General features: G+C 43.9%; 22 protein-coding genes. 15 read left to right on the top strand and 7 right to left on the bottom strand.

Annotation, left to right across the window (positions count from 1 at the left end; genetic code table 11):
• Positions 1 to 240: 240 nt before the first annotated feature.
• The 13 genes from thrS (at position 241) to pheT (ending at position 15972) form a co-directional block, all read left to right on the top strand.
• Positions 241 to 2169: a threonine--tRNA ligase gene (gene thrS, locus ACF8EG_RS20645; protein WP_005490070.1), complete on the top strand. Its 1929-nt coding sequence runs from the start codon at positions 241 to 243 to the stop codon at positions 2167 to 2169.
• Between the two features lie 3 nt (positions 2170 to 2172).
• On the top strand, positions 2173 to 2724 hold the full coding sequence (gene infC / locus ACF8EG_RS20640; RefSeq protein ID WP_071651979.1) for a translation initiation factor IF-3: 552 nt from the start codon (positions 2173 to 2175) through the stop codon (positions 2722 to 2724).
• A gap of 119 nt (positions 2725 to 2843) precedes the next feature.
• Positions 2844 to 3038: a 50S ribosomal protein L35 gene (rpmI, locus tag ACF8EG_RS20635; protein ID WP_005462620.1), complete on the top strand. Its 195-nt coding sequence runs from the start codon at positions 2844 to 2846 to the stop codon at positions 3036 to 3038.
• A 40-nt stretch (positions 3039 to 3078) separates the two neighbouring features.
• On the top strand, positions 3079 to 3432 hold the full coding sequence (rplT, locus tag ACF8EG_RS20630) for a 50S ribosomal protein L20 (protein WP_004727974.1): 354 nt from the start codon (positions 3079 to 3081) through the stop codon (positions 3430 to 3432).
• A gap of 244 nt (positions 3433 to 3676) precedes the next feature.
• A complete protein-coding gene (locus tag ACF8EG_RS20625) occupies positions 3677 to 3994 on the top strand; it encodes a heavy metal-binding domain-containing protein (protein ID WP_020840470.1) in 318 nt (105 codons plus the stop codon).
• 477 nt (positions 3995 to 4471) lie between these two features.
• Entirely contained in the window at positions 4472 to 5281 is an 810-nt protein-coding gene (locus ACF8EG_RS20620) for a helix-turn-helix transcriptional regulator (RefSeq protein ID WP_005462617.1), read from the top strand.
• Between the two features lie 323 nt (positions 5282 to 5604).
• Positions 5605 to 6393, top strand: coding sequence for a TetR/AcrR family transcriptional regulator (locus ACF8EG_RS20615; RefSeq protein WP_005462636.1), 789 nt, complete (start codon positions 5605 to 5607; stop codon positions 6391 to 6393).
• 201 nt (positions 6394 to 6594) lie between these two features.
• Positions 6595 to 8973 (top strand): RND family transporter, encoded by a 2379-nt coding sequence (locus ACF8EG_RS20610; protein WP_069505089.1) that lies wholly within the window; start codon positions 6595 to 6597, stop codon positions 8971 to 8973.
• A gap of 24 nt (positions 8974 to 8997) precedes the next feature.
• Positions 8998 to 9789, top strand: coding sequence for an outer membrane lipoprotein-sorting protein (locus ACF8EG_RS20605; protein ID WP_025818209.1), 792 nt, complete (start codon positions 8998 to 9000; stop codon positions 9787 to 9789).
• A gap of 15 nt (positions 9790 to 9804) precedes the next feature.
• Positions 9805 to 10977 (top strand): hypothetical protein, encoded by a 1173-nt coding sequence (locus ACF8EG_RS20600; protein WP_069505139.1) that lies wholly within the window; start codon positions 9805 to 9807, stop codon positions 10975 to 10977.
• Between the two features lie 174 nt (positions 10978 to 11151).
• Positions 11152 to 12297 (top strand): GGDEF domain-containing protein, encoded by a 1146-nt coding sequence (locus ACF8EG_RS20595; RefSeq protein WP_069505090.1) that lies wholly within the window; start codon positions 11152 to 11154, stop codon positions 12295 to 12297.
• Positions 12298 to 12582: 285 nt separating this feature from the next.
• Positions 12583 to 13566 carry a phenylalanine--tRNA ligase subunit alpha gene (pheS, locus tag ACF8EG_RS20590; protein WP_005385470.1) on the top strand — a complete coding sequence of 328 codons (984 nt, stop codon included), beginning with the start codon at positions 12583 to 12585 and terminating at the stop codon, positions 13564 to 13566.
• 18 nt (positions 13567 to 13584) lie between these two features.
• A complete protein-coding gene (gene pheT / locus ACF8EG_RS20585) occupies positions 13585 to 15972 on the top strand; it encodes a phenylalanine--tRNA ligase subunit beta (protein ID WP_069490525.1) in 2388 nt (795 codons plus the stop codon).
• 181 nt (positions 15973 to 16153) lie between these two features.
• Here pheT and ACF8EG_RS20580 read toward each other — a convergent pair whose 3' ends face one another.
• Positions 16154 to 17032, bottom strand: a complete 879-nt coding sequence (locus ACF8EG_RS20580) for an AEC family transporter (protein WP_069490526.1) — start codon at positions 17030 to 17032, stop codon at positions 16154 to 16156.
• Positions 17033 to 17578: 546 nt separating this feature from the next.
• On the opposite strand from ACF8EG_RS20580, the gene ihfA reads away from it, so the two are divergent.
• A complete protein-coding gene (gene ihfA / locus ACF8EG_RS20575) occupies positions 17579 to 17875 on the top strand; it encodes an integration host factor subunit alpha (RefSeq protein ID WP_005462650.1) in 297 nt (98 codons plus the stop codon).
• Positions 17876 to 17994: 119 nt separating this feature from the next.
• Here the strand turns inward: ihfA and ACF8EG_RS20570 are convergent, their stop codons facing one another.
• Positions 17995 to 18768 carry a phosphoribosylglycinamide formyltransferase gene (locus ACF8EG_RS20570; protein ID WP_005462651.1) on the bottom strand — a complete coding sequence of 258 codons (774 nt, stop codon included), beginning with the start codon at positions 18766 to 18768 and terminating at the stop codon, positions 17995 to 17997.
• Between the two features lie 317 nt (positions 18769 to 19085).
• Here ACF8EG_RS20570 and ACF8EG_RS20565 point away from each other — a divergent pair, with 317 nt between their 5' ends.
• The gene (locus ACF8EG_RS20565) at positions 19086 to 19736 is read left to right on the top strand and encodes a thiopurine S-methyltransferase (protein ID WP_005480776.1); all 651 of its coding nucleotides are present in this window, start codon (positions 19086 to 19088) and stop codon (positions 19734 to 19736) included.
• A 101-nt stretch (positions 19737 to 19837) separates the two neighbouring features.
• Here ACF8EG_RS20565 and purT read toward each other — a convergent pair whose 3' ends face one another.
• The 5 genes from purT to sbcB all read right to left on the bottom strand — a co-directional run bounded on the left by purT (position 19838) and on the right by sbcB (position 24943).
• Positions 19838 to 21013, bottom strand: a complete 1176-nt coding sequence (gene purT / locus ACF8EG_RS20560; RefSeq protein ID WP_069505091.1) for a formate-dependent phosphoribosylglycinamide formyltransferase — start codon at positions 21011 to 21013, stop codon at positions 19838 to 19840.
• Between the two features lie 147 nt (positions 21014 to 21160).
• A complete protein-coding gene (gene cdd / locus ACF8EG_RS20555) occupies positions 21161 to 22048 on the bottom strand; it encodes a cytidine deaminase (protein WP_069505092.1) in 888 nt (295 codons plus the stop codon).
• 364 nt (positions 22049 to 22412) lie between these two features.
• Positions 22413 to 23090, bottom strand: a complete 678-nt coding sequence (locus ACF8EG_RS20550) for an LrgB family protein (RefSeq protein WP_024701131.1) — start codon at positions 23088 to 23090, stop codon at positions 22413 to 22415.
• 1 nt (position 23091) lies between these two features.
• Positions 23092 to 23466, bottom strand: coding sequence for a CidA/LrgA family protein (locus ACF8EG_RS20545; protein WP_005455074.1), 375 nt, complete (start codon positions 23464 to 23466; stop codon positions 23092 to 23094).
• A 55-nt stretch (positions 23467 to 23521) separates the two neighbouring features.
• A complete protein-coding gene (sbcB, locus tag ACF8EG_RS20540) occupies positions 23522 to 24943 on the bottom strand; it encodes an exodeoxyribonuclease I (protein WP_069505094.1) in 1422 nt (473 codons plus the stop codon).
• Between the last annotated feature and the right edge of the window lie 29 nt (positions 24944 to 24972).

Here is a 24972-nt window from a genome sequence, read left to right as displayed (position 1 = left end):
TGGTATGTTCTGCCTGTATGCTCTAGTGGGCTGTCTACGCGAGATATTTATCCTTGTTATTTCATGACTATTCATTAGAATGCTTTCGGATACAAAGCGTTGTTGCATCCGTATTTGTACCAAGCTTTGTACCAAAAATGATTTTTACACATCAAACTCTCTTATAACTAATTGATTAATAAATGGTTATAAAAAATTCAAGTGTTGCTTGGTATGCAACACCACTGTAAAGGACATAGCATGCCTATTATTACTCTTCCTGACGGTAGTCAGCGTCAATTTGACAACCCAGTATCTACAATGGAAGTTGCGCAATCGATCGGTCCCGGTCTTGCAAAAGCAACGATTGCTGGTCGTGTTAACGGTAACCGCGTTGATGCGTGTGATCTAATTGAAGAAGACGCAAGCCTAGAAATCATCACAGTAAAAGATGAAGTTGACGGTCTAGAAATCGTTCGTCACTCTTGTGCTCACCTTCTTGGTCACGCTCTAAAACAGCTATACCCACAAGCTAAAATGGCGATTGGTCCTACCATCGACAATGGCTTCTACTACGACATCGACCTAGACGAGTCTCTAACGCAAGAAGATCTTGAAAAGATCGAAAAGCGTATGAAAGAACTTGCGAAAACCAAGTACGAAGTTGTTAAGAAAAAAGTAAGCTGGCAGGAAGCACGTGATACATTTGAATCACGTGGTGAACCGTACAAAGTGGAAATCCTAGACGAAAACGTATCTCGCGATGATCGTCCGGGCCTATACCACCATGAAGAATACATTGACATGTGTCGTGGTCCTCACGTTCCTAACATGGGCTTCTGTCAACACTTCACTTTATTGAATGTTGCAGGCGCTTACTGGCGTGGTAACAGCGACAACAAAATGCTTCAACGTATCTACGGTACTGCTTTCCACGATAAGAAAGCACTGAAAGCGCACCTAACTCGTCTAGAAGAAGCGGCGAAGCGTGACCACCGTAAAATCGGTAAGCAATTAGACCTATTCCACATGCAACAAGAAGCACCGGGTATGGTGTTCTGGCATCACAATGGTTGGTCTATCTTCCGTGATCTAGAAGTGTTCGTTCGTGACAAACTAAACGAATACGATTACCAAGAAGTGAAAGGTCCACTAATGATGGACCGCGTTCTTTGGGAACGTTCTGGTCACTGGGATAAATACGCAGACGCGATGTTCACAACTTCTTCTGAAAACCGTGAATACGCAATCAAACCAATGAACTGTCCTGGTCACGTTCAGATCTTTAACCAAGGTTTGAAATCGTACCGTGATCTTCCGCTACGTATGGCAGAGTTTGGCTCATGTCACCGTAACGAACCATCTGGCGCACTACACGGCATCATGCGTGTACGTGGCTTTACTCAGGATGACGCTCACATCTTCTGTACTGAGAGTCAAATCCAAGAGGAAGTAACAAGCTGTATTAAGATGGTTTACGATACGTACCAAACATTTGGTTTTGACAACATCGTAGTGAAACTGTCTACTCGCCCAGAAAAACGTGTAGGTTCAGATGAAATCTGGGATCAATCTGAAGAAGCATTGAAACAGTCTCTAGAATCAATGGAAATTCCATACGAGATTCAAGAAGGCGAGGGTGCATTCTACGGTCCTAAGATCGAGTTTACGCTATATGACTGTCTAGACCGTGCATGGCAATGTGGTACAGTTCAGCTAGACTTCAACCTACCAGGTCGCCTAGGTGCAACTTACGTAGGTGAAAACAACGAACGTCTTGTTCCGGTAATGATTCACCGTGCAATTCTAGGTTCTCTAGAACGTTTCATTGGTATCCTTATCGAAGAATATGCTGGTTTCTTCCCAACTTGGTTGGCGCCAGAACAAGCAGTTCTTATGAACATTACTGATAAACAGTCAGGTTATGTTCAAGAAATCGTACAAAAACTACAAAAAAGTGGAATTAGAGCTAAAGCGGACTTGAGAAATGAGAAGATTGGCTTTAAAATCCGCGAACATACTTTGAAGCGTGTACCGTATATGCTTGTTGTTGGTGACCAAGAAATGGAAGCTGGCGAAATTGCAGTACGTACTCGTAAAGGCAAAGATCTTGGTAAATTTAAAGTGGATGACTTCATCGCATACATCCAAGACGAGATCTCTAGCCGTAAGCTCAATCTGGAGGAATAAGCTATTAAAGGCGGAAGACGTGGCCAACAGCCGGTAAAACAAAACCCGCACCGTATCAACGGTGAAATTCGTGGTATTCGTGAAGTTCGACTAACAGGCGCTGACGGTGAATCAGTTGGTGTTGTATCGATTCAAGAAGCCATTGCAGCTGCTGAAGAAGCTGGTATGGATCTCGTTGAGATCAGCCCTAACGCCGAGCCACCAGTTTGTCGTGTGATGGACTATGGTAAGTTCCTCTTCGAGAAGAGCAAATCTGCTAAAGAGCAGAAGAAGAAGCAAAAGCAGGTCCAGATCAAGGAAGTAAAATTCCGTCCTGGAACTGATATTGGAGACTATCAGGTAAAACTACGCAACCTGACGCGTTTCCTTGAAGAAGGCAACAAAGTGAAGGTAACAATTCGCTTCCGTGGCCGAGAGATGGCACACCAAGACATCGGTGTCGACGTTCTAAACCGCTTGAAAGAAGACACTGCAGAAATTGCTGTAGTAGAAGCTTTCCCTAGCCGTATTGAAGGTCGTCAGATGATCATGGTGCTAGCCCCTAAAAAGAAGTAATTAACGGCTCATAAAGTAATTGAAACCCAGCCGTTTCCCTTTGAATAAAAGGTAACGGATGGGTTTTGTTCGCCCTAATTACATTGTTTATTAAACTACTCAATGCGGAGTTATTCATCATGCCTAAGATGAAAACCAACAAAGGTGCTGCTAAGCGTTTTAAGAAAACTGCTGGTGGTATTAAGTACAAGCACGCTACTAAACGTCACATCCTGACTAAGCGTACTACTAAGAACAAGCGTCAACTACGTCCAAATGCAATCCTTCCACGTTGTGAAGTGGCTGCAGTAATCCGTATGTTGCCATACGCTTAATTCTTTTTAGTTATCAATCGTTTAGTTTAGGAGAAGCATAATGCCTCGCGTAAAACGTGGTGTACAAGCTCGTGCACGTCATAAGAAAGTTCTAAAACAAGCTAAAGGTTACTACGGTGCACGTTCACGTGTTTACCGCGTAGCTTTCCAAGCAGTTACTAAAGCTGGTCAATACGCTTACCGTGACCGTCGCGCTAAGAAACGTCAATTCCGTCAACTATGGATTGCACGTATCAACGCGGCATCTCGTCAAAATGGTCTATCTTACAGCCGTTTCATCAACGGTCTTAAGAAAGCATCTATCGAGATCGACCGTAAGATCCTTGCGGACATCGCAGTATTCGACAAAGCTGCATTTGCAGTTCTAGTTGAAAAAGCGAAAGCTGCTCTTTAATTAGCAGTTTAGGTTTAAGGAAAGGAGAGCATTTGCTCTCCTTTTTTATTATCTGTAATTTCTCTTCTGTGTGTTTTTTACTTGTTTGCATCACTTCTGGTTACACTCCTCTCACATTGAATACTTTCAATAAAGGTACTCATGCACAGCCACTTCTATATAACTTACTAACACTATCCTGATTTCATATTTAAAGGCTTGGTGGTAACGTACTGTACTTACTTCATAGCATTAAGGGCACGACATGATTTACACAACAACAGATACGATTCCAGGCAAGGAAATAGCAGAAGTTAGAGGAGTGGTGACGGGCAACGTTGTTCAATCTAAGCATATCGGCAGAGACCTAATGGCTGGTCTAAAAAGCATTGTTGGTGGAGAGATCCGCGGATACACCGAAATGATGACCGAAGCACGTGACATTGCTATTCAACGTATGGTCGAGCAAGCGAACCAGAAAGGCGCCAATGCGATTGTAGGAATTCGCTTTACTACAAGCTCAATTGTCGATGGTTCATCTGAAATCCTTGCTTTTGGTACCGCTGTAAAGCTCGTGGAATAGATTTGCTTTTGATTGGCGAGGCACATTGGTTCTTCGCCTTCTTTAGACGCTCCCTCAAGTGGTTTGAGTAAGCCATGGCTTCACTCCAAAATGTTAAAAAACTCAAATTCTAATCCTAGGGCTTTATTGGTATAACTTTTTTGTTAGTGTGAATTTTTATTCATTTACTTGGCTGGGTTTAAGTAGGGTAAATATTCTAAAACTAGTTATGTGATCTGGTTTTATCTTCTTGTTTTAATTATTTAAGCCATACAAATTGCGATCAGGTAAACTGATTTTATTTCTTTTATTATTAAATGACTTAGATATATATAACCAAGTTCAATGTCTGTTGAGTTATGTCATTTGCGTGCTGAATGCTGCTGTTGGTATATTAATTCAAGAATTTATTATAAAAATATGAACTTATAGCTTGCTAATAAGCTCTAAATTGTTACAAATACTATAAAGCTGTAACATTGCCAAAAGGAATAGTAGATGAGAGATCTGACTCCCGAATATTTGCTAGCCGCTTTACGACAAGCGATTAAAACAAAGGGGCTAACATATCGAGAGCTATCTGAAAAAATGGGCATGCCACTGTCCACTTTTAAGAGACATTTAACCAGTACCAACCTCGCGCTAGATAAACTGCTTGAATACTGTCGTGCGATTGACTGTACATTGGATGAATTGCAAAAGTTAGCCAATCAGTTGCAAGGTGAAGATGAAGATTATTTTAGTCGAACACAAGATGAAGTGTTTTTTCAGTTCCCACATCTTTACGATTTTTATCGTGAACTGAGGATGTTGCGCGGAAAAGATGGATACACCATTTTAAAGAAGAAATACGATTTATCAGAGCAAAGCATGTCTGATTATCTGGGTGCACTAGAGTTGCTAGACCTTGTTTACGTAGATGAAAACAAAAGTATTACGTTGCACGGCCCGCTGTACTACAGCTACGCAGAAAACTCGAAGTTAAACGATAAGTACACCGAGATAATCAAAGAGCAAACAACGACACATGATAAATGCGTTCGTGTTGCTTTGGCGCGAATGAAAATTACGGAAGAACAGTTGCTGGAGCTTGAAGATCAAGTAGCGAAAACGGTGATTGATTTTCACTCGAAGAATGTTGTCGCTGAAAACTTTAATGTTTCCGACTTCACAAACGTCGTTCTACTTGCTGGGCCACATCAACCAGTGACATTCTCTGATGGAATTGTAGAAACAGAATCTCGTTTTATTGACGATATTCGCTACGCAATTGCAGCAGCAGGGGATAAACCAAGCCTTTCAATTTAATCCACTTACTTATCTCTCAGAGCCAATGGCTTGCATCTTAGGTATTGGGAAATATCGAGTTTGTAAGCTCTTGGCTTAACGTCTATCTCTCGCCTAAATCTTCAGCACATCAGTTTGTCTAGCCTTTGTTTTTGCATTTTAATGATAAAACTATAGATTTTTGTAATTTTTTGTTATGGATAAATTCATACTTGTAATGTTTGTTTTTTGAACTATTATGACGAAGTGTCAATTGTGACGGTTCGTCAAAAATGGTGACGTTCCTGTTTTACATAATCGTGTTACAATTATCAGGAGTGTGTGGGTATACGGATCAAAGGATTATGTTTAACTTTCGCTGTAAAAAGGATGGTAAGCGAGACGGGTGTCGTGTCTCGTCCGGGCTAACCAAAAAGCAACAAGCGATTGCGGATAGAGAAGTTGAGCTTATTCAACTGGCTAAGTCACTCGTCCAAGAGCAGGGGTTTGCGAACCTCACTATGGATAAGCTGACCTCGGCTAGCTCTTATTCTAAGGGCACCATCTACAATCATTTTTGCAGCAAAGAAGACGTAATACTTGCGCTTTGTATCCATTCGTTAAAAAGCGAAGCGATATTTTTCGAGCGCACGGCAAACTTCGATGGCAATACTCGAGAGAAAATTATTGCGATGCATGTAGGCTATCGTATTTACGCTCGAATGGAGCCAGTGCTGTCGACTTGCGCGATTGTAGCTAAAACGCCTTGGGTGTTGGAAAAAGCATCACCTGAACGTTTGAATGAGCTGAATCGGCTAGAAGAAGAAGTGATTTCCGGTGCAGATGCGTTGGTAAATAATGCAGTAGAGTGCGGAGATCTAAAGTTTTCTCCTGCTATAGGTGCGGATGCTATTGTGTTTGCTAACTGGTCTATCGCATTTGGTTCTAACGCGCTTGCGCAAAACGCATCGAATAGTCGCTGTATACAACGAATCCAAGACCCATTTTCTGTGTTGCACAATGCGAATATGTTATTAGACGGCTTAGGTTGGGCGCCACTTTCTACAGAGTGGGACTATCGGAAAACCTGGCGTCGAGTAGAACAGGAACTCTTTAGCGAAGAGATTGCTTACTTAGAAACAGTGAACCGCTAAATCGGTTACAGAAGCCAATCCAAACGATGATTGGCTTTTTTATCACACTAAAGTGACGAATCGTCAATATCTGACTTAAAAGATGATGCTTAAGGTGAAGAACCTAGAGAGGCATTTGAAAAGTTACGTAAAAACTAGAAAACAGCGCTGGCTGATTTTTTTAGTTTTTAAATTTGACGAAACGTCACAAAGGAGAGTGTGATGCCACACCGTAAAGCTCAGCAACACCAAGGAATTGGTTTGGGGAAGAAACCCACCAAATACAGTTTGCTCGTTCTACTAGTAACTATTTTCTTGATTATTGTCGCTACAATAGGAGGTAAAAACCTGTATTTCAGAGGAGATTACGACATTTTCTTTGATGGTACTAACAAGCAACTGCTTGCGTTTGATGAAATCCAAACCACGTTCGCAAAAACGGACAACCTTGCCATCGTCATCGCGCCTGAAGATGGCGACATTTTTACCCCGCAGACCTTGTCTCTTATCCAGAAAATAACAGTCGACGCTTGGCAAGTCCCATACTCGAGTCGTGTTGACTCTATCGCTAACTATCAACACACAGAAGCCTTTGATGATGATCTGTTGGTTGAAGATCTTCTATACAGTGAATACGAACTGACCCCAGAACGAATTTCCAAGGTCAAAAGCATTGCACTCAGTGAACCTGTTTTAAAAAGCGCATTGGTGTCAGAGAAAGGTGATGTCACCGTGGTGAATATTACCGTCCAGTTGCCCGAGATGGATAAGACCGCAGAAGTGGAGGAGGTGGTGTCGAGTATCAATGCCATGATTGACCGCTACCAACGCGCGTATCCTGACGTGACTTTTCATAAAGCGGGCATTATTGCTATGAACCACGCTTTTATGACTGCCGCGCAAGATGACAGCTCGACATTAGTGCCAACCATGCTCGTTGTGATTTTGGTCTTTTTGACTATCATGCTGCGTTCCATTCTAAGTGTGATAGCGACGCTGATTGTCATCATTGGTTCTGTGATGGCGACCATGGGCATTTCCGGTTGGGCTGGAATGTTCTTAAGCACAGCGACGGTAAACGTTCCAACGTTGATCATGACGCTTGCGGTTGCTGACTGTGTTCATGTGATTGCGACCATGCGTCAATCAATGAAAAACGGGTTCACGAAAGCGCAGTCAATCGAGCGCAGTATCGCTTTGAATTTCGTGCCTATTCTGATTACATCCGTAACAACCGCGATTGGCTTCTTGATGATGAACATGTCCGATTCTCCTGTCCTGCGAGACTTCGGTAACTTGTCTGCTTTAGGTGTTATGGTCGCCTGTTTTCTTTCCGTTACCTTGTTGCCGGCGTTGCTCAAGTTGCTGCCTATCCACGTAAAAATGGAAACGTCACAAGACCAAAAACATGTCATGGATCGCTTAGGTGACTTTGTGGTTTCGCAACGAAGAGCCTTGTTGCCACTTTCGGTTGCTGTCATTGTCGTGTGCGCGAGTCTTATCCCACTTAACAAGGTGAATGACGAATCGGTAGAGTACTTTGGTCAACGTAACGAGTTTCGTCAGGCTGCTGATTTTATGGAAGAGCGAATCAGCGGTATGACCAACATCAGCATTGCGATTAAAACCAACGAGTCTCAAGGTATTGCCGCTCCTGGTTTTCTTAACACGATAGGTGAGTTTTCTAGTTGGCTACGAGACCAACCTGAAACAGACCATGTGGCGACATTGGCAGATGTTTACAAGCGTCTCAACAAGAACATGCATGGTGATGATGAGGCGTATTACTCGCTCCCTCAAGAGCGAGAGCTCGCAGCGCAATATCTACTGCTTTACGAAATGTCTTTGCCGTACGGCCTAGACCTCAATAATCAAATTAACGTCGATAAATCCTCGATCAAAATGGTGTTGACCGTGGCAAACCTCGGCAGTGTGGAACTGGTCGATTTAGAAAACAGAATCTATCAATGGTTTGCAGAGCATGCCCCTCAGTATCAAGTGGTTGCATCAAGCCCGTCATTAATGTTCGCCCATATTGGAGAGACGAATATGGCGAGCATGCTGTCCACTTTACCGATCACGCTTGTTTTAATTTCTGCCTTGCTGATTTTTGCACTTCGCTCCGTGAGATTAGGGCTAATTAGTTTGATGCCCAATATTGCGCCAGCGGTCATTGGCTTTGGTTTGTGGGCACTGATATCGGGTGAAATCAACCTCGGCTTATCCGTTGTTGTGACATTGACGCTTGGGATTGTGGTCGATGATGCCGTTCACTTCCTTTCCAAATATCAAAGAGCGCGCCGCGAGGGGCAAACTGCAGAGCAAGCCGTTCGTTACGCCTTTCATACCGTTGGCCGCGCACTGTGGATCACTACGGTGGTTTTAGTGGCAGGTTTTTCTGTATTGGCAATGTCTAGCTTCAGGCTGAATGCGGATATGGGGCAGCTCAGCGCCATTGTTATCTTCATCGCTTTGGTTGTGGACTTCTTGTTCCTCCCAACCTTACTAATGCTATTCGATAAAAAAGCGTACTTACAAGAAGGTCCGTCTGATAACGCGCGTTTGAAAGAGTCGTCTACCATCACGGCAACTCAGTCATAACTCAGAATTAAAAGGAATTGAACCATGAAAAAAATGAACCACGTATTACAAGTTTTGATGTTGTCGGCTTCGCTAGTTGCATCGCCATTCACTTATGCGAATGAAGAAAAAGGGCTGGAAATTGCTCAGGAGCGAAAAGCAAGAGATGAAGGTTGGGGCGACTCTATCGCAACTATGGAGATGATTTTAAAGAACGCACAAGGTGAAAGCAGTACGCGCCTTATGCGATTGAAATCTCTCGAAGTTGAAGGGGATGGCGACAAAGGGCTGACCATTTTTGACCAGCCTCGGGATGTCACGGGCACGGCTTTTCTCAACCATTCTCATACCATTGGTGCGGATGACCAATGGTTGTATTTACCTGCCTTAAAGCGAGTAAAGCGAATTTCGTCACGTAATAAGTCGGGCCCGTTTATGGGAAGCGAGTTTGCGTATGAAGACTTGAGTTCATTTGAAATCGAAAAATACCGCTTTAACCACCTCAAGGATGAGAAGTTCAACGGGCAAGACGTATTCGTTCTAGAGCAAATCCCAACGGACAAGAACTCCGGTTATACCAAGCAGGTAGTATGGCTTGACAAGGCGCATTATCGCCCTCTCAAAGTCGAGTTTTACGACCGAAAAGGCGCGTTATTGAAAACTCTAACTTTCGCTAATTATAAGCAGTACCTCAATAAATATTGGCGTGCACATACCATGGCAATGACGAATCACCAAACTGGCAAAAGCACAGAATTGAACACTAGCGATTTGCGTTTTCAAACAGGGTTGGAAGAGAACGACTTCAACAAAAACGTGCTCAAGCGAGTTAAATAAGGGAGTGGTATGAATATGGGCAAAGGAGTAAACCAACTTGGCGGAATACTCGCGATGTTGGTAACGCCCTCGCTGTTCGCATTTGAGCTTGCGGGGCAATTGAATGTTGAGCATCGACAATTTCTCTCTCACGGGCTGCAAGGGCAGAGTAAAGGCCAAAGCTCTGTTGTAGTTCAGCCTGAATTTTACTGGGACTTCCAAAGCGGAGATAGTAGCTTCACCTTCACACCGTTTTTTCGAGTCGATAGCCTCGATGATGAAAGAACCCACGGTGACATTAGAGAAGCGCTTTTTCTCACGTATTGGGATGATTACGAGCTTAGAGTTGGGATCAGTAAAGTGTTTTGGGGCGTCACCGAGTCCGCGCATCTGGTTGATGTTGTGAACCAAACAGATGCCGTGGAAGCGGTTGATGGCGAAGATAAACTGGGTCAGCCAATGGTACACTTTACGGTGATTAAAGATTGGGGCGCTTTTCATGCCATGGTACTTCCTTATTTTCGGGAGCGTACTTTTGCTGGTCAAGACGGACGTTTACGTACGGAGACTGTTGTTTCTGACAACGCTATTTATGAATCGAGTAGGGAAGAGAAACACATTGATGTGGCATTTCGATATTCCAAAATGCTGGGTGATTGGGATATTGGTTTGAGCTATTTGTACGGGACCAATCGAGATCCCTATTTTCGATTCGAGCAAGATGAACTCAAACCATATTATGCGCTGATGAGTCATGTCGGTATTGATGTTCAAGGCATTGTCGGAGATTGGTTATGGAAGCTTGAAAGTGTATATCGAGATAGTTATGACCATCATGTTGGCGTGGTGACGGGTTTCGAATATACCATCGTCGGCGCTTTTGATACGGTTTGGGATGTCGGCCTTATTGGAGAGTACCTCTATGATAGTCGGGGAAATAACGCACAGAACATCGGTCAAAATGATGTGTTTGCAGGTGTCCGCTTTGCCTTAAATGATGAGGATGGAACTGAAATTCTCACTGGGATTACGCAAGATTTGGATAACTCAGATGTTTATAACGCAAAGTTAGAAGCCTCTAGCAGAATATCGAACCATCTGAAGTGGCAAGTTGATGCGTGGTTATTTAAAAATAATACGCCGACAGACTTACTTTATTTTGCTCGAGACGACGATTTTATTGAGCTCTCTATACAGTATTATTTTTAGATTTGCTGAATTGCTTAGCGAAAATAATCCATCATGGAGATCTTTGTCATTATTTTGACTACTCAGTGAGGCGTTAGAAAACTTTTATCGTTACTATTCCCTATATTTATTGTGGTATTTCAGGTTGCGGCATGGTGACTTGATATAGACTCGTCGATATTGGGAGTAGTAACGTTGAATTCATTTCGTTGGGACATCTATTTTGAAACAGGAATCGAAGATGTTGACGATCAGCACCAGTATCTCGTTGAGTTTATTAATAAGTACGGCAAACTTTTGACGCGAAACACGATTTCGATAGCGGATATTCAGAGCGCGTTATTTGAACTCTCTCGTTACGCCGAATTTCACTTCAAAGAAGAGGAAAATTTAATGAGAGAAGTGGGGATTCATCACGAGCATCTCCAAAAGCATATTCAAGTACATCGCACTTTTATGGGCGATATTGTCAGCATGCAAAGTTTTATTAACGAAGATAATCGGCAATCAGCGGAGCAGTTGTTGGATTTTCTCATTCATTGGTTGGCGTACCACATTCTTGGCATCGATCAAAATATGGCGAAACAGATCAAAGCCATCGAACGAGGCGTTTCTCCTTTAGAAGCTTATCGCGAACAAGAGCAACAAGCTAACGCGTCTACCGAGCCATTACTAGAAGCACTCAATGCGCTGTTTTCTCAAGTGTCCGAACGTAATCGTGATCTCTTAAAACTCAATTTGGAATTAGAAGAAAAAGTAGAAGCAAGAACGAACCAGCTGTTAACTGCAAATAAGCAGCTGGAAGCGCTGTCATTAACGGACTCATTAACTCAACTTCCTAATCGACGCAGTGCAATCAAAACGTTGAAAAAGGTTTGGGATGACACGGAGCACAAAACACTGCCTTTGGTTTGTATCATGATTGATGCGGATTATTTTAAACAAGTCAATGACACGTGTGGGCATGAGGCCGGGGACTTGGTGTTAATCGAGCTTGCACAAGCACTTAAATATCATTTTCGTAGCGATGATATCGTGTGCAGATTGGGAGGTGATGAGTTCTTTGTTATTTGTCCAGACACAGGATTGAACGGCGGGTTACATGTTGCGGAAATGGTAAGAAAACAGGTTTCTCAAATGCTCGTTCCAACGTGTTATGAACCGTGGAGAGGGAGCATCAGTGTTGGTGTTGCAGAACGAACAGAAAACATGAGTACGTACACCGATTTGATTCGCGCAGCCGATGAATCCGTTTATTTAGCGAAGCAAGAAGGTAAAAATAGAGTTCGGGCTGTTCAAAAGTACATAACGCAAGAGCCGGTTTCTGTCCGACAAAACTAATCAGTTCAGAATGATTTGAATGGTGAGATTCTGCTACCAAGTTAATGCATTTTCCCCTTCTATCTTTCTAGGCTTATTTATGAAACTGGTGCTTGTTACACAAGCGCTCGCACACTGTTAAGTTCCATAACAGTGCTTTTTTTACGTTTTTGTGTTCTTTTTATTCAATAACCTCTTCTTTTCATAATTCAATTTGGCATTGGTGTCTGGTTTGGCTACTATGTACAGCTATCAAAAAACCAATCACTCCCTTATGGACACTACCAACAGGTAGATGAGGAAACGATGCAACATCTAGAAGAGATCATTGCTAGCGCGAGCACTGCAATTGAAGCTGCCGAATCGCTAGTCGCACTTGATGAAGTGCGTGTTCAGTATCTGGGTAAAAAAGGTGAGCTAACTGCTCAACTTCAAAGCCTAGGTAAATTACCACCAGAAGAGCGCCGTGAAGCTGGTCAAGAGATCAACAAAGCGAAAGGCGTAGTTCAGCAAGCTATCGCAGCTCGTAAAGACGCACTACAACGTGCAGAGCTTGAAGCGAAACTAGCAGCAGAAACAATCGACGTAACACTACCAGGTCGTCGTATTGAAAACGGTGGTTTACACCCAGTAACTCGTACTGTAGAGCGTATCGAGAAGTTCTTTGGCGAACTTGGTTTTAACACCGAAGCAGGCCCAGAGATCGAAGATGCATTCCACAACTTCGATGCGCTAAACATCGCCGCTGATCACCCAGCGCGTACTGACCACGATACTTTCTTCTTCAATCCAGATTTGATGCTTCGTACTCATACGTCAGGCGTACAGATCCGTACGATGGAAAATGGTAAACCACCATTCCGTTTCATCGCACCGGGCCGTGTATACCGTAACGACTACGACCAAACTCATACCCCAATGTTCCACCAAGTGGAAGGTATGCTAGTTGATGAGAACGTAAACTTTGCTCAGCTGAAAGGCATTCTGCACGATTTCCTATGCAACTTCTTCGAAGAAGAAGTAGAAGTACGTTTCCGTCCATCTTACTTCCCATTCACTGAGCCTTCAGCAGAAGTAGACGTGAAAGGCAAAAATGGTAAATGGTTAGAAGTACTAGGCTGCGGTATGGTTCACCCGAACGTACTACGTAGCGTAGGCATCGATCCTGAAAAATACTCTGGTTTCGCATTCGGTATGGGTGTTGAGCGTCTAACAATGCTTCGTTACGGCGTGAACGACCTACGTGCGTTCTTCGAGAACGACCTTCGTTTCCTAAAACAGTTCAAGTAATCCAGAGGGTTCATCAACATGAAATTCAGCGAATCATGGCTTCGTGAGTGGGTAAACCCTGCGGTTACTACTGACGAGCTAACTCACCAAATTACAATGGCCGGCCTAGAGGTAGACGACGTTCTTCCTATTGCTGGTTCTTTTACTGGCGTTAAAGTCGGTCACGTTGTTGAATGTGGTCAACACCCAGATGCAGACAAACTGCGCGTAACTAAAGTTGATGTTGGCGAAGAAGAGCTTCTAGACATCGTTTGTGGCGCGCACAACTGTCGCCAAGGTCTGAAAGTAGCAGTAGCAACAGTTGGTGCTGTTCTTCCAGGCGATTTCAAAATCAAAAAAGCGAAACTACGTGGCCAGCCATCTCACGGCATGCTTTGTTCATTCACGGAACTAGGTATCGACGTTGAGTCAGACGGCATCATGGAGCTAGCAGAAGACGCAGTAATCGGTACCGATTTCCGTGAATTCCTAGGTCTAGACGACGTAACAGTAGACGTAGACCTAACAGCAAACCGCGCTGACTGTTTCAGCATTCGTGGCCTAGCTCGTGAAGTCGGCGTACTTAACCGCGCTGACGTGACTGAGCCATCAGTAGAAGCAGTAGCGACTTCAATCGAAGACAAAGTGTCTATCGAAGTGAAAGCACCTGCTGCATGTCCCCGTTACCTAGGTCGTGTGGTTAAGAACGTAAACGTTCAAGCTGAAACGCCACTATGGATGCAAGAGAAACTGCGTCGCTGTGGTATCCGCTCTATCGATCCTGTAGTAGACATCACTAACTATGTTCTTCTAGAGCAAGGCCAACCAATGCACGCGTTCGATCTAGCGAAGATCGAAGGTGGCATCGTAGTTCGTATGGCGGAGCAAGGTGAGAAGCTAACACTTCTTGACGGCAGCGAAGCAGAACTAAACGCAGATACATTAGTTGTAGCTGACCACAACAAAGCGCTTGCAATCGCAGGTATCTTTGGTGGTGAAGAGTCTGGTGTAACAACTGAGACTAAAGACGTTCTACTTGAGTGTGCATTCTTCGCGCCTGACCACATCCGTGGTCGTGCACGTAGCTACGGTCTGCACACTGATTCTTCAATGCGTTTCGAGCGTGGTGTGGATTACGCACTACAAGTGAGCGCAATGGAGCGTGCAACTCAGCTTCTAGTTGAGATCTGTGGTGGTGAAGTAGCACCTGTTGTTGCAGTAGAGTCTGAAGCAGACCTACCTAAGCCAAACAAAGTTGCTCTACGTCGTACTAAACTAGACAACCTACTAGGTCACCACATCGCTGATGCTGACGTAGTAGAAATCCTAGAGCGCCTAGGTTTGACTGTTGAAGCTTCTGAAGAAGGTTGGGTGGCAGTAGCGCCAACATGGCGTTTCGATATCGCTATCGAGCAAGACCTGATTGAAGAAGTTGGCCGTATCTACGGTTACGACAACATTCCTAACCAAAACCCAGCAGTAGCACTTAAGATGCACAACCACGTTGAAGCGGATCTTCCACTGAAACGCGTTCGTGATCTTCTTGTTGACCGTGGTTATCACGAAGCAATTACTTATAGCTTCGTTGAGCCTGAGCAGCAAAAGCTCGTTGTACCTGGTGTTGAGCCTCTAGTACTTCCAAACCCAATTTCTGCAGACATGTCAGCAATGCGTCTTGGTCTTATCCAAGGTCTGTTGAACACGGTTGTTCACAACCAGAAGCGTCAACAGCCACGCGTTCGTCTATTCGAATACGGCCTACGTTTCATCCCATGTGAATCTGCAGAAAACGGCATGCGCCAAGAGCCTATGCTAGCGGGTGTTATCGCTGGTACTCGCGGTGAAGAACATTGGGATATCGAAACTAATACGGTTGATTTCTTCGACCTTAAAGGCGACCTAGAAGCAATTCTAGAGCTATCTGCGAACGAAAAAGCGTACTCTTTCACTGCAGCTAAGCATCCAGCACTTCACCCAGGTCAATCTGCGGCAATCATCGTAGACGGCAAAGAAGTGGGCGTGATCGGTACAGTTCACCCTGAGCTTGAGCGTAAGTTCGGTCTAAACGGTCGTACAATCGTATTCGAAATCGAATGGTCTGCAATCAACAGCAAAGTGATCCCAGAAGCGGTAGCACTTTCTAAATTCCCTTCAAACCGTCGTGATATCGCGGTAGTAGTGGATGAAGCTGTTGCATCTGGTGACATCGTCAACGCTTGTCTAGAGCAAGGTGGCGAGTTCCTTAAAGATGCGAAGCTGTTCGACGTTTACGTAGGTAAAGGCGTTGAAGAAGGTAAGAAGAGCTTAGCTATCGCTCTGACTCTACAGTCACTTGAGCGTACGCTTGAAGATGCAGACATCGCTGGTGCGGTTGATGCTATCGTTGCTCACGTATCTGAGAAGTTTGGGGCAGCTCTGCGCGACTAATTAACGCAGCGTAACAAACTTTTTAAGAGACTGAAAACCCTGCCAAGTTGGCAGGGTTTTTTATGCCTATTCCACACATACAACCATAGATTGTGAAACAAGATTACATAGAAAGATTGTGTCGAAAATCCAAACCTTCAGGTTTGCCTACCAACAGCAACGATGGACTCTCAAGATTCACTTAAGCCAACGACAGTGTGTAACTTAGGAGCAATGGCAACGTCAATACGCTAAGGAAGTTCCCAAACAACACCATGGACGCCACTGTCATCGGTTCGATGTTCAGTCGCTCTGCAAATAGATAATTCATGACCGCCGGAGGGAGCATGGTGAACAGCACCATCATTTGTAGTTGCATGGTTGGTAAAGGAACAAGCCAATAAATGATTGCAAACGCGATTGCGCCAGTCGTTAACGATTGAACGGTACACAAAACGCCAACTTTTAATCCATCCAGTCTTAGATGACACATTTGTGAGCCAAGAGAAAGCAGCATTACCGGAACAGCGGCTTGCCCTAGTAGTGCTGTTGCTTCATACAACGGTGTCCACGCGCCAATACCTGATAAGTTCAAACATAATGCGAGCGATGCCGATAAGAAAATTGGCATCTTTATGATTTGTTTCAATGGATTCCCGTTACTTAACAACATCACACCTACGCTGATATGTAAGCAAGCTGATACTACAAACAGCAGTACAGCAGAAGAAAGGGCAACTTCGCCAAATGTATAAGTGAACAACGGTATCGCAAGGTTCCCGCTATTTCGAAACATATGAGGTGGAGCCCAAGCTTTAAATGTTAGCCCAGTGATTTTACAAATCGGAATCATGAGTAACCCCGGAATTAAAACCGCAATGATGGCGGCTAAGAGTAGGGGGCCTTGTTCAGAGTCGAGCGGCATGCTCACTAATGAGGAAAACACCAGAGCTGGCGTGAATACATCGATATTAATTCGATTTATAGGGCGAAAATCAGGTTTGATATAGCGCCCGACAAGATAGCCCACACCGACAAGAGCGAACACAGGAAAAAGAATATTAATGATCTGATTAATCATGGTCGCCTTAGTGTATATGAGGTAGATGTGCGCTTAGTTGGTTAATCAACTAAGTGGTAATCACAGTATCAAACCTTTATGCATTGCGTCATGGTGAAACAATGAGAACCGTGGATTAAATCAAGCTTTCTCAAAGCACATTAGCTATATGGAGTGGTCGTACCTTTGAACTAATTGTTACGTATCAAGTTACATACAAATCACTGAAATACCGACAAGTTTTATGTCATGTGTCTGTAAAATAGCCAATCTCTGATATTTTTATTAAATAGTGATTAATGTTGTTTTGTTATTATTGTTTAGTCATATTGACTGGATATTTTTTGTAATTAAGCATTCACTAAACAAAAAATATTGAAATGTCGCTATTTAACAATAATTTATACATCGGCATTCCTTTTATTCGCAAAGAAAAAAGTTGGCGAAAATCATAAGCTTGTCATACACTTCCTGATGTAACCCCGATATGTTGTTGAATTGGTAGGGTAAAACTGCTCTGGCGCTACACTAGGTAGCATTGTTTAACATAGCTTTGAGGAAAGTTTTATGGCGCTCACAAAAGCCGAATTGGCAGAAAACCTGTTTGATAAATTAGGATTTAGTAAACGGGACGCCAAGGAAACGGTGGAAGTGTTCTTTGAAGAGATTCGTAAGGCACTGGAAAGTGGCGAACAGGTAAAACTGTCAGGTTTTGGTAACTTTGATCTTCGTGACAAGAATGAACGACCTGGTCGTAACCCGAAAACCGGTGAAGATATTCCAATTACTGCTCGACGTGTAGTTACGTTTCGCCCGGGCCAGAAGTTAAAAGCTCGTGTAGAAAATCTAAAAAAAGAACAGTAAAACCAATCAAATAGATCACGCTTAGTCGTGGTCTTTTGTTATGTATGAAATTTGATGTTTCATACAAACGAAAACCACCGCATTGCGGTGGTTTTGTTGTTTCTCAGGCTGCGTTTTGTTTATGCCGCTTCTAAATGCGTCGTTAAGTAAGGCTGCCATGCTTGTTGGTATAAGTTTTTCGCTTGGCTACGCATATTCTTAATGGAAGCCATTTCAATCTCGCTTAGATTTCGCTTTTCCATTGATGCTTGACGTTCAAGCTTTTGAATTTGCTCATACAGGTCGTGTTCAGGACCATTTTTTACATCCGCAATCGCTTTTAAGTGCAGCTGTACTTCTGCAATCAAATTCGTTTTTGGCAAACGGACTAACAAGTTCAGATCACGGTAGCCAGAAGGGCCAGGTTTCTTAAAGCGGTTTTTGACTTTAACGATAGTTGTTTCGCGCTCTAGCGTTTCGTAAATAGAGACCAAACTTGCCACATCTTCCGCCACAATAGTCGCACGAGCTAAGTCAGTAATGCGTTCTACTTGGCCATCCAGTTCATGTGCGATTTTTTCTTCGGCGCGATGTTTAGATTTTACGCCAGCGAAATATGGCTGAGCATCGTTGAGTAGGGCGGTACTTTTACAAATGGTTTCAAGCTCGAATTGGGCTTGATGCGCTTTGCTGTAAAGAATATCGAAATCTGAATAAGGCTGGGTTGGACGAGAGTCGATGGATTGGATTCCATACAAGCCGCTAAGGCTGTGTTTAAATAGTTTAGAACAAACCTCGTTTTGACTAGGGGAACGATTTTGTTCATTACTTGGGGCATTAGGAAGTGCGGCGAATGCCGGCGCACGGCTTAGTACCAAAAGCATCAATGCTGTAGTACGTAGAAATAAGCTCATTCACTCTCCTTAACTTGCTTGCACTTAGAAAATGGGAACGTAAAAGTCGCTAAGACTGGGCAAATTAGGTACTAACTTATTTATGGGGACTTTCCGAAAGATCCCAAGGCTAAAAATTAACCTTTTGGAGGAATCGTGCGTTAGATCACCATTTCTCTTTTCTTTATTCTGCATAGAGAATAAAGAGTTTGTTCTCCAAGGAACGATGACATCCTATCATCGCAGTATTAACCAAAGATGAACGGCATAGACAAATTTAAAAAAATCATTAGTCTTACCCCACAAAACGAAAATCAGCCAACAAGTAGAAAGTAAGAATGAGAGATCAAGAATTTTGGCACAGTAAGTGGGCCAGTAATCAAATCGGTTTTCATTTGGAAGATGTGAACCCTCTATTGCCAGCGTACTGGCACCATGCGAATCCGAAACGTGAAGACAAAGTCTTGGTTCCTTTGTGTGGTAAGTCTGAAGATCTCGTTTGGTTAGCAACGAAACATGATTCTGTGGAAGGGGTTGAGCTGAGTCAAATAGCGGTGCGTTCTTTCTTTGCTGAACACTTTTATACACCAACTGTGACCCCAATTAGTGGTATGCACGAGTTGTATCAGTTTGATGAACTGTCGATTTATACTGGTGATTTCTTTACTGCTCCAGTTTCTCAAGCCGATATCGTTTATGATCGCGCTGCGTTGGTGGCTTTGCCGCAAGATATGCGAGAAGAGTACGTAGCGCGCTTGAAGCAGCTTTTGAATCCGGGCGGTCGTATTTTGCTTGTGACATTGAACTATCCGCAAGAGGAAATGGCTGGTCCTCCATTTAGTGTGCCATTGGAAGAAATTCAACAGTTGTTTGCAGGCTACAAGGTAACATGCTTAAACGTCGATCAAGCTGATGAACATCATCCAAAGATCGCGAAGAAGGGTTTAAGCCGCTTCTCTGAAGAAGTGTACTTAATTGAAGCTCAGTAAGACGATTTCCGTACTAGTGAGTTTATAAATAGAACTCGCAAATAAAAGAAAAGCGCAGCGATATAAAGCTGCGCTTTTTTTGATTATTGAGAACTCAAAGATTAGTAAACGATTTTTACTTTCTTTGCGTTTTCGACCGCGTCTTGAACAGACTCTTCAATAGCTTTACGGCGAGTTAACACGACACCCAAACGACGACGACCATCGATTTCTGGTTTGCCAAATAAGCGCACTTGAGTTTGAGGTTGCGCTAAAGCCTTCGCAACGTTGTCGAAACGAATGTCCGTTGATGTGCCTTGACCTAGGATCACCGCTGATGCAGAAGGGCCATACTGAACGATTTTGTTAATCGGCATTCCAGTAAATGCGCGAACATGAAGAGCAAATTCGGACATTTCTTGAGAAATCATCGTAACCATGCCAGTGTCATGCGGACGAGGAGACACTTCATTGAAAATAACCTTGTCACCTTTAACAAAGAGCTCTACGCCGAAAATACCGTACCCACCTAAAGCGTTTACGACTTTCTCTGCCGTGTACTCTGCTGCTTTGATTGCATTTTCCGACATTGCTTGTGGCTGCCATGATTCACGGTAATCACCATCTTCTTGACGGTGACCAATTGGCGCGCAGAAGTGAACGCCGTCCACTGCTCTAACGGTCAACAAAGTAATCTCGTAATCAAAATCGATAAAGCCTTCAACGATGACTCGACCTGCGCCAGTTCGGCCGCCTTCTTGTGCGTAGTCCCATGCTTTTTCAATATCGTCTTCCGTTTTGATGACACTCTGTCCCTTGCCAGATGAACTCATGACAGGTTTGACCACACATGGGATACCTACGTGCTCTACTGCGGCTTTAAAGTCATCGTAGTTGTCTGCAAATCGGTAAGGGGAGGTGGATAGGTCTAGTTCTTCTGCGGCTAAGCGACGAATGCCTTCACGGTTCATGGTGAGCTTGGTCGCTTTCGCAGTTGGCACAACATTCAGGCCTTTCTCTTCAAGCTCGACAAGTTTATCGGTCGCGATAGCTTCTATTTCTGGAACAACGTAAGCTGGCTGCTCTTTGTTTATGATCTCTTCTAGAGCTTTACCATCCAACATATCGAGCACGTAGCTACGATGAGCGACTTGCATCGCAGGTGCGTCTGCATAACGGTCACAAGCAATCACTTCTAGACCTAGTCGTTGGCATTCAATTGCCACTTCTTTACCAAGCTCACCAGAGCCTAATAGTAATACACGGGTAGCATTTGCGCTGGTTGCAGTACCGAACATAGTGTTCCCTTACAAAATAAAGTGATGAGACAGAAATTGCAGGGGATCATACTGATTTTTCATTGCGAAGCAAACGTTTGCTTGTGGTTTTTTGTCAATAAAAAAGCTCTACATGTTGTAGAGCTTTTAATGACATATTAGTGAATTTTATACGTTAACAAAACTGACGGGAATATCTGGGTTTAGCGCTTCTAACGAAGACTGTGTGTCTGCTAGGTGACTGATTTTACCCTCAGAGTTTTCAACTAGAGCGGCAGCCTTAATGCTGTCGAAGGTTTCGCCTGCCAACAACACTTGAATCAGTGCTACTTGCAGCGGTGGAAGGCTTGGGTTAAATGCGGCGTTTTCTGCATAAGCACCTTTAAACACACGACCGTTCGCGAGCTCTAATGCCAAACCACTGAGGTTATTGGTATACGGCGCATGGCTCATGTTCATCGCTTCGACGGCTTGTTGAATCAATGCGTCTTCATCATCACACACAAATTGGTGTTTTACTTCGGTCATCAAACCAGACTCAATACCAAGGTCTGCTGGACCAAAAGCTTCTGGTAAGTATTCATGTAATGACTTTTCGTCGCGCTCAGGTAGCTGAACTTTCAACTCTTTAGCAGTCGACAGTTCGTTCATAAACTGGCGGCAGTGACCACAAGGGCTAAAGTTGATGGTGATGTCTTTGACACCGTGTTCGCCTTTCATCCAAGCGTGGCTAATTGCAGATTGTTCTGCGTGAACAGTTTGGCCTAACTGAACACCAAAGAACTCCATGTTTGCACCAAAGTACAGACGGCCAGACAAGCCTCGAACAATTGCACCAACATAGAACTCAGAAATAGGAGCGTAAGAATATGCAGCGGCAAAAGGAAGTAGAGCAACACGCAGCTCTTTATCTGATAGGCTGGTAGCTGAAAGCAATTGCTCAAACTGCTGCGCTGAAAGAGTAGCATCAAAATCGTCGGCTAGGACGATAGGAGCAAGTTGTTTTGAAAGTGCTTCAGGAGCGCTTGCTAGCGCCTGTTCAATGCGACTTTTCATGTTGAATCCTTGTTATTGCATGGACAGTTATTCTATGCAAAGGAGAGAAATGTTCCGTGCTTTAGATCACGTTAAATAATGCAATTGATATTTCTGTTACATAATTAGAGTGAGCTCACACATGTATTCGATTGCAATCGTGTTGAGCGTTAACTTCGTCTCATAAATAACTATATCAATGGATATTCATATACCCAAGTAATGAAAATATGCTAGCAGCGAAAGATAGCGTTTAGTTATGAATCTTGTTGGGACACGTTAGATGGGAAGTGTGCTTTGTAGCGAAAATCGTTTTCAACAGCGTACTACGATGAGAAAAGGAAAGTGACGGCCTGTCGGAGGGAGGACAGACCGTCACAATGACTTATTGATATAGCCAGACTGCTAAACCAAAAAAGCTCGGAGCGAGAATGGAAGTGATGATGCCGCATAGCACCAACGCTAACGATGAAAACGCTGCGTCGACAGGTTGTTTCTCTGCGCAAGTTGCAGTACCCAGCGCGTGCGATACTGTGCCCATCGTCAAACCGCGAGCAATTGGATGCTTAATGCCGATTAGGTTGTAGATTGGGTACGCCAAAATAGCGCCAAGAAGACCTACGATCAGTACTAAGATTGCAGCGACTGCCGCTTCGCCACCAAGGTGGCTTGAGATTTCCATTGCAATCGGAGTGGTCACTGACTTACCTACTAGGCTCGCGATTAAACTGATGTCAGCTTTAAATGCAACGGCGATGAGGGTTGTGGTTGCCATTGACATAATACTACCGAGCGTACAAGCAAACGTGATGATTCGCCAGTTGGCTTTGATTTGAGGAAGTTGCTCGTACAAAGGGTAAGCCAAAGCTACAACAGCTGGTTGTAGTAAAAAGCTGATGCCTTCGTTGTCGGCGTAGTATGTCTCAAACGGTACATTGAGGTACGTTAATAAAGGAATCAGTACTGCAATACTGATCAACAAAGGGTTTGCAAGTGGGCTGTTGATCTTAATTGCGATTTGGCGAGCAATCAGGAAAACGACAATAGTGACAATTAACCACATATTAATGTTTCTCCTTTAGCAAGTAGTCCAGTAGCCAAGCAAGGCTGACCAAGACAATGAGTGAACCACCGACTGCACTAGCTATGATTGGCAATGCATTCGCAAGTAGCATATCGAAGTGCTGCATGAGTCCCACACTGATTGGGACAAAGAGTAAGATCATGTAGCGAATGAATAGCGTTGCGCCCGGTTTGACCCAATCCACTTTGACAAGGCCAAGTGTCATGGAGAAAAACAGTACAAGCATACCGATGACGCTTCCGGGAACAGAAACGCCAGTGAATTTTTGAATAGTAATTCCGATTCCAAGTGCTCCCATGATGAGGAAGAGGGAGATGAGCAGTTGGATCAGTTGTAAGAATCGATCTTTTATCATTTTGACAGCATATAAACGACAAGCACACCCTAAGGTGCGCTTGGATAAGTAGAAATTAGGAGGCTAGGCTCTCTACATAACGGTAAACGGATTTTAATATTGCAATCTTCTTTTCGTCACTTTCATGTTCGTGAACTAAGTTTTCTAAATTCAGCATATACTCTTCGATTTGGCTTTCAAATACCTCTCGGCAATGAAGTGCCCAGCGTCGTTGCTCTTGCTCATCGAGAGTGCCAGGGAAGTTACGAGCACGGTATCTGAATAGCAGCGGTTTGATGCGTTTATCGTCAAACTCGATATCCAAGGCAGCAAGATTGTTTGGATCGGTTTCGCGGATAATATCCATCGCTGCACGGTCAGCTGGAGAGAAGAAACCATCGTAAAGTTGAGTGTCCACATCATCGCTTTTTTCAAATTGACGTTCGATAGAGAACAAGCCGATTAGTTTTTCTCGAATCTCAGGGTGCTGGCGAAGTAGTGCCAAATTATCGAGACACTTCTGACGATCAATGCCGATGTTTTCTGCGTTTTCCGCCGTCAACGTTTTCGCTGGTGCTAAAATAGGGCACTTATTGAGGTGAACCAGTTTCACCGGTACGGGTAGTAGGTCGCCGAGGTCTTCACGCTTGGTGTAGAGACGTTCGTGCAACTCTTCGGTTGAAAGTGCAAGAATTGGCTGCGGATCTTTGGCTAAATCAATCGTAATAACCGCGTTGTTATTCGTTGGATGCCACGCGACAGGCACAATCCAGCTGGTGTATTGGCATTCGCGACCTAACATGCCTGAGACATGCATCAGCGGTGTCATGTTTACAATATCAACCAGTTCATTCAGCTTACGTTTATGGCGCATAGAAAAGAAGTAATCGAACAGCTTTGGCTGTGCGGCTTTGACTTTCTTTGCCATCTCAATCGTTGCGATAACGTCAGCCATCGCGTCGTGCGCATTACTGTGCTCAATGTCATTTTTAACCGATAAATGTTCTAACTTGAAACTGGTGAAGCCGTCTTCATTCTCGGGCCATTCTACGCCTTCAGGACGCAACGCATGGCATGCACGCAATACATCGAGCAAGTCCCAACGCGAGTTGCCGTTTTGCCAGCTCCACGCGTATGGGTCGATAAAGTTGCGGTAACAGGTGTAACGCGTCACTTCGTCATCAAAACGAATGCTGTTGTAGCCTAGGCTGGTGGTTTTTGGCTTCGATAACTCGGCGTGAATCTTAGCAATAAACTCAGGCTCGGATAGACCCTCTTGCATCGCCTTTTGCGGCGTAATGCCGGTAATTAATGCAGCTTCCGGAGAAGGTAGATAATCAGCAGGAAGCTGGCAGTACATCACCAGAGGTTCGCCGATGATATTGAAGTTTTCATCTGTGCGAACACCAGCAAATTGGCTTGGACGATCTTTCGCGGGATTTGTACCCCAAGTCTCGTAGTCAAAGAAGAAAAAAGTGGGCTGATTATCTTGGTGCATTCTGCTTACCGTTTACGGAACCGATAAGA

This window comes from Vibrio sp. YQ_11, from assembly GCF_043103065.1.
Taxonomy (GTDB): domain Bacteria; phylum Pseudomonadota; class Gammaproteobacteria; order Enterobacterales; family Vibrionaceae; genus Vibrio; species Vibrio parahaemolyticus.
The sequence above is the reverse complement of the archived record's forward strand: the minus strand, read 5'-3'. Positions and strand labels throughout refer to the sequence as shown.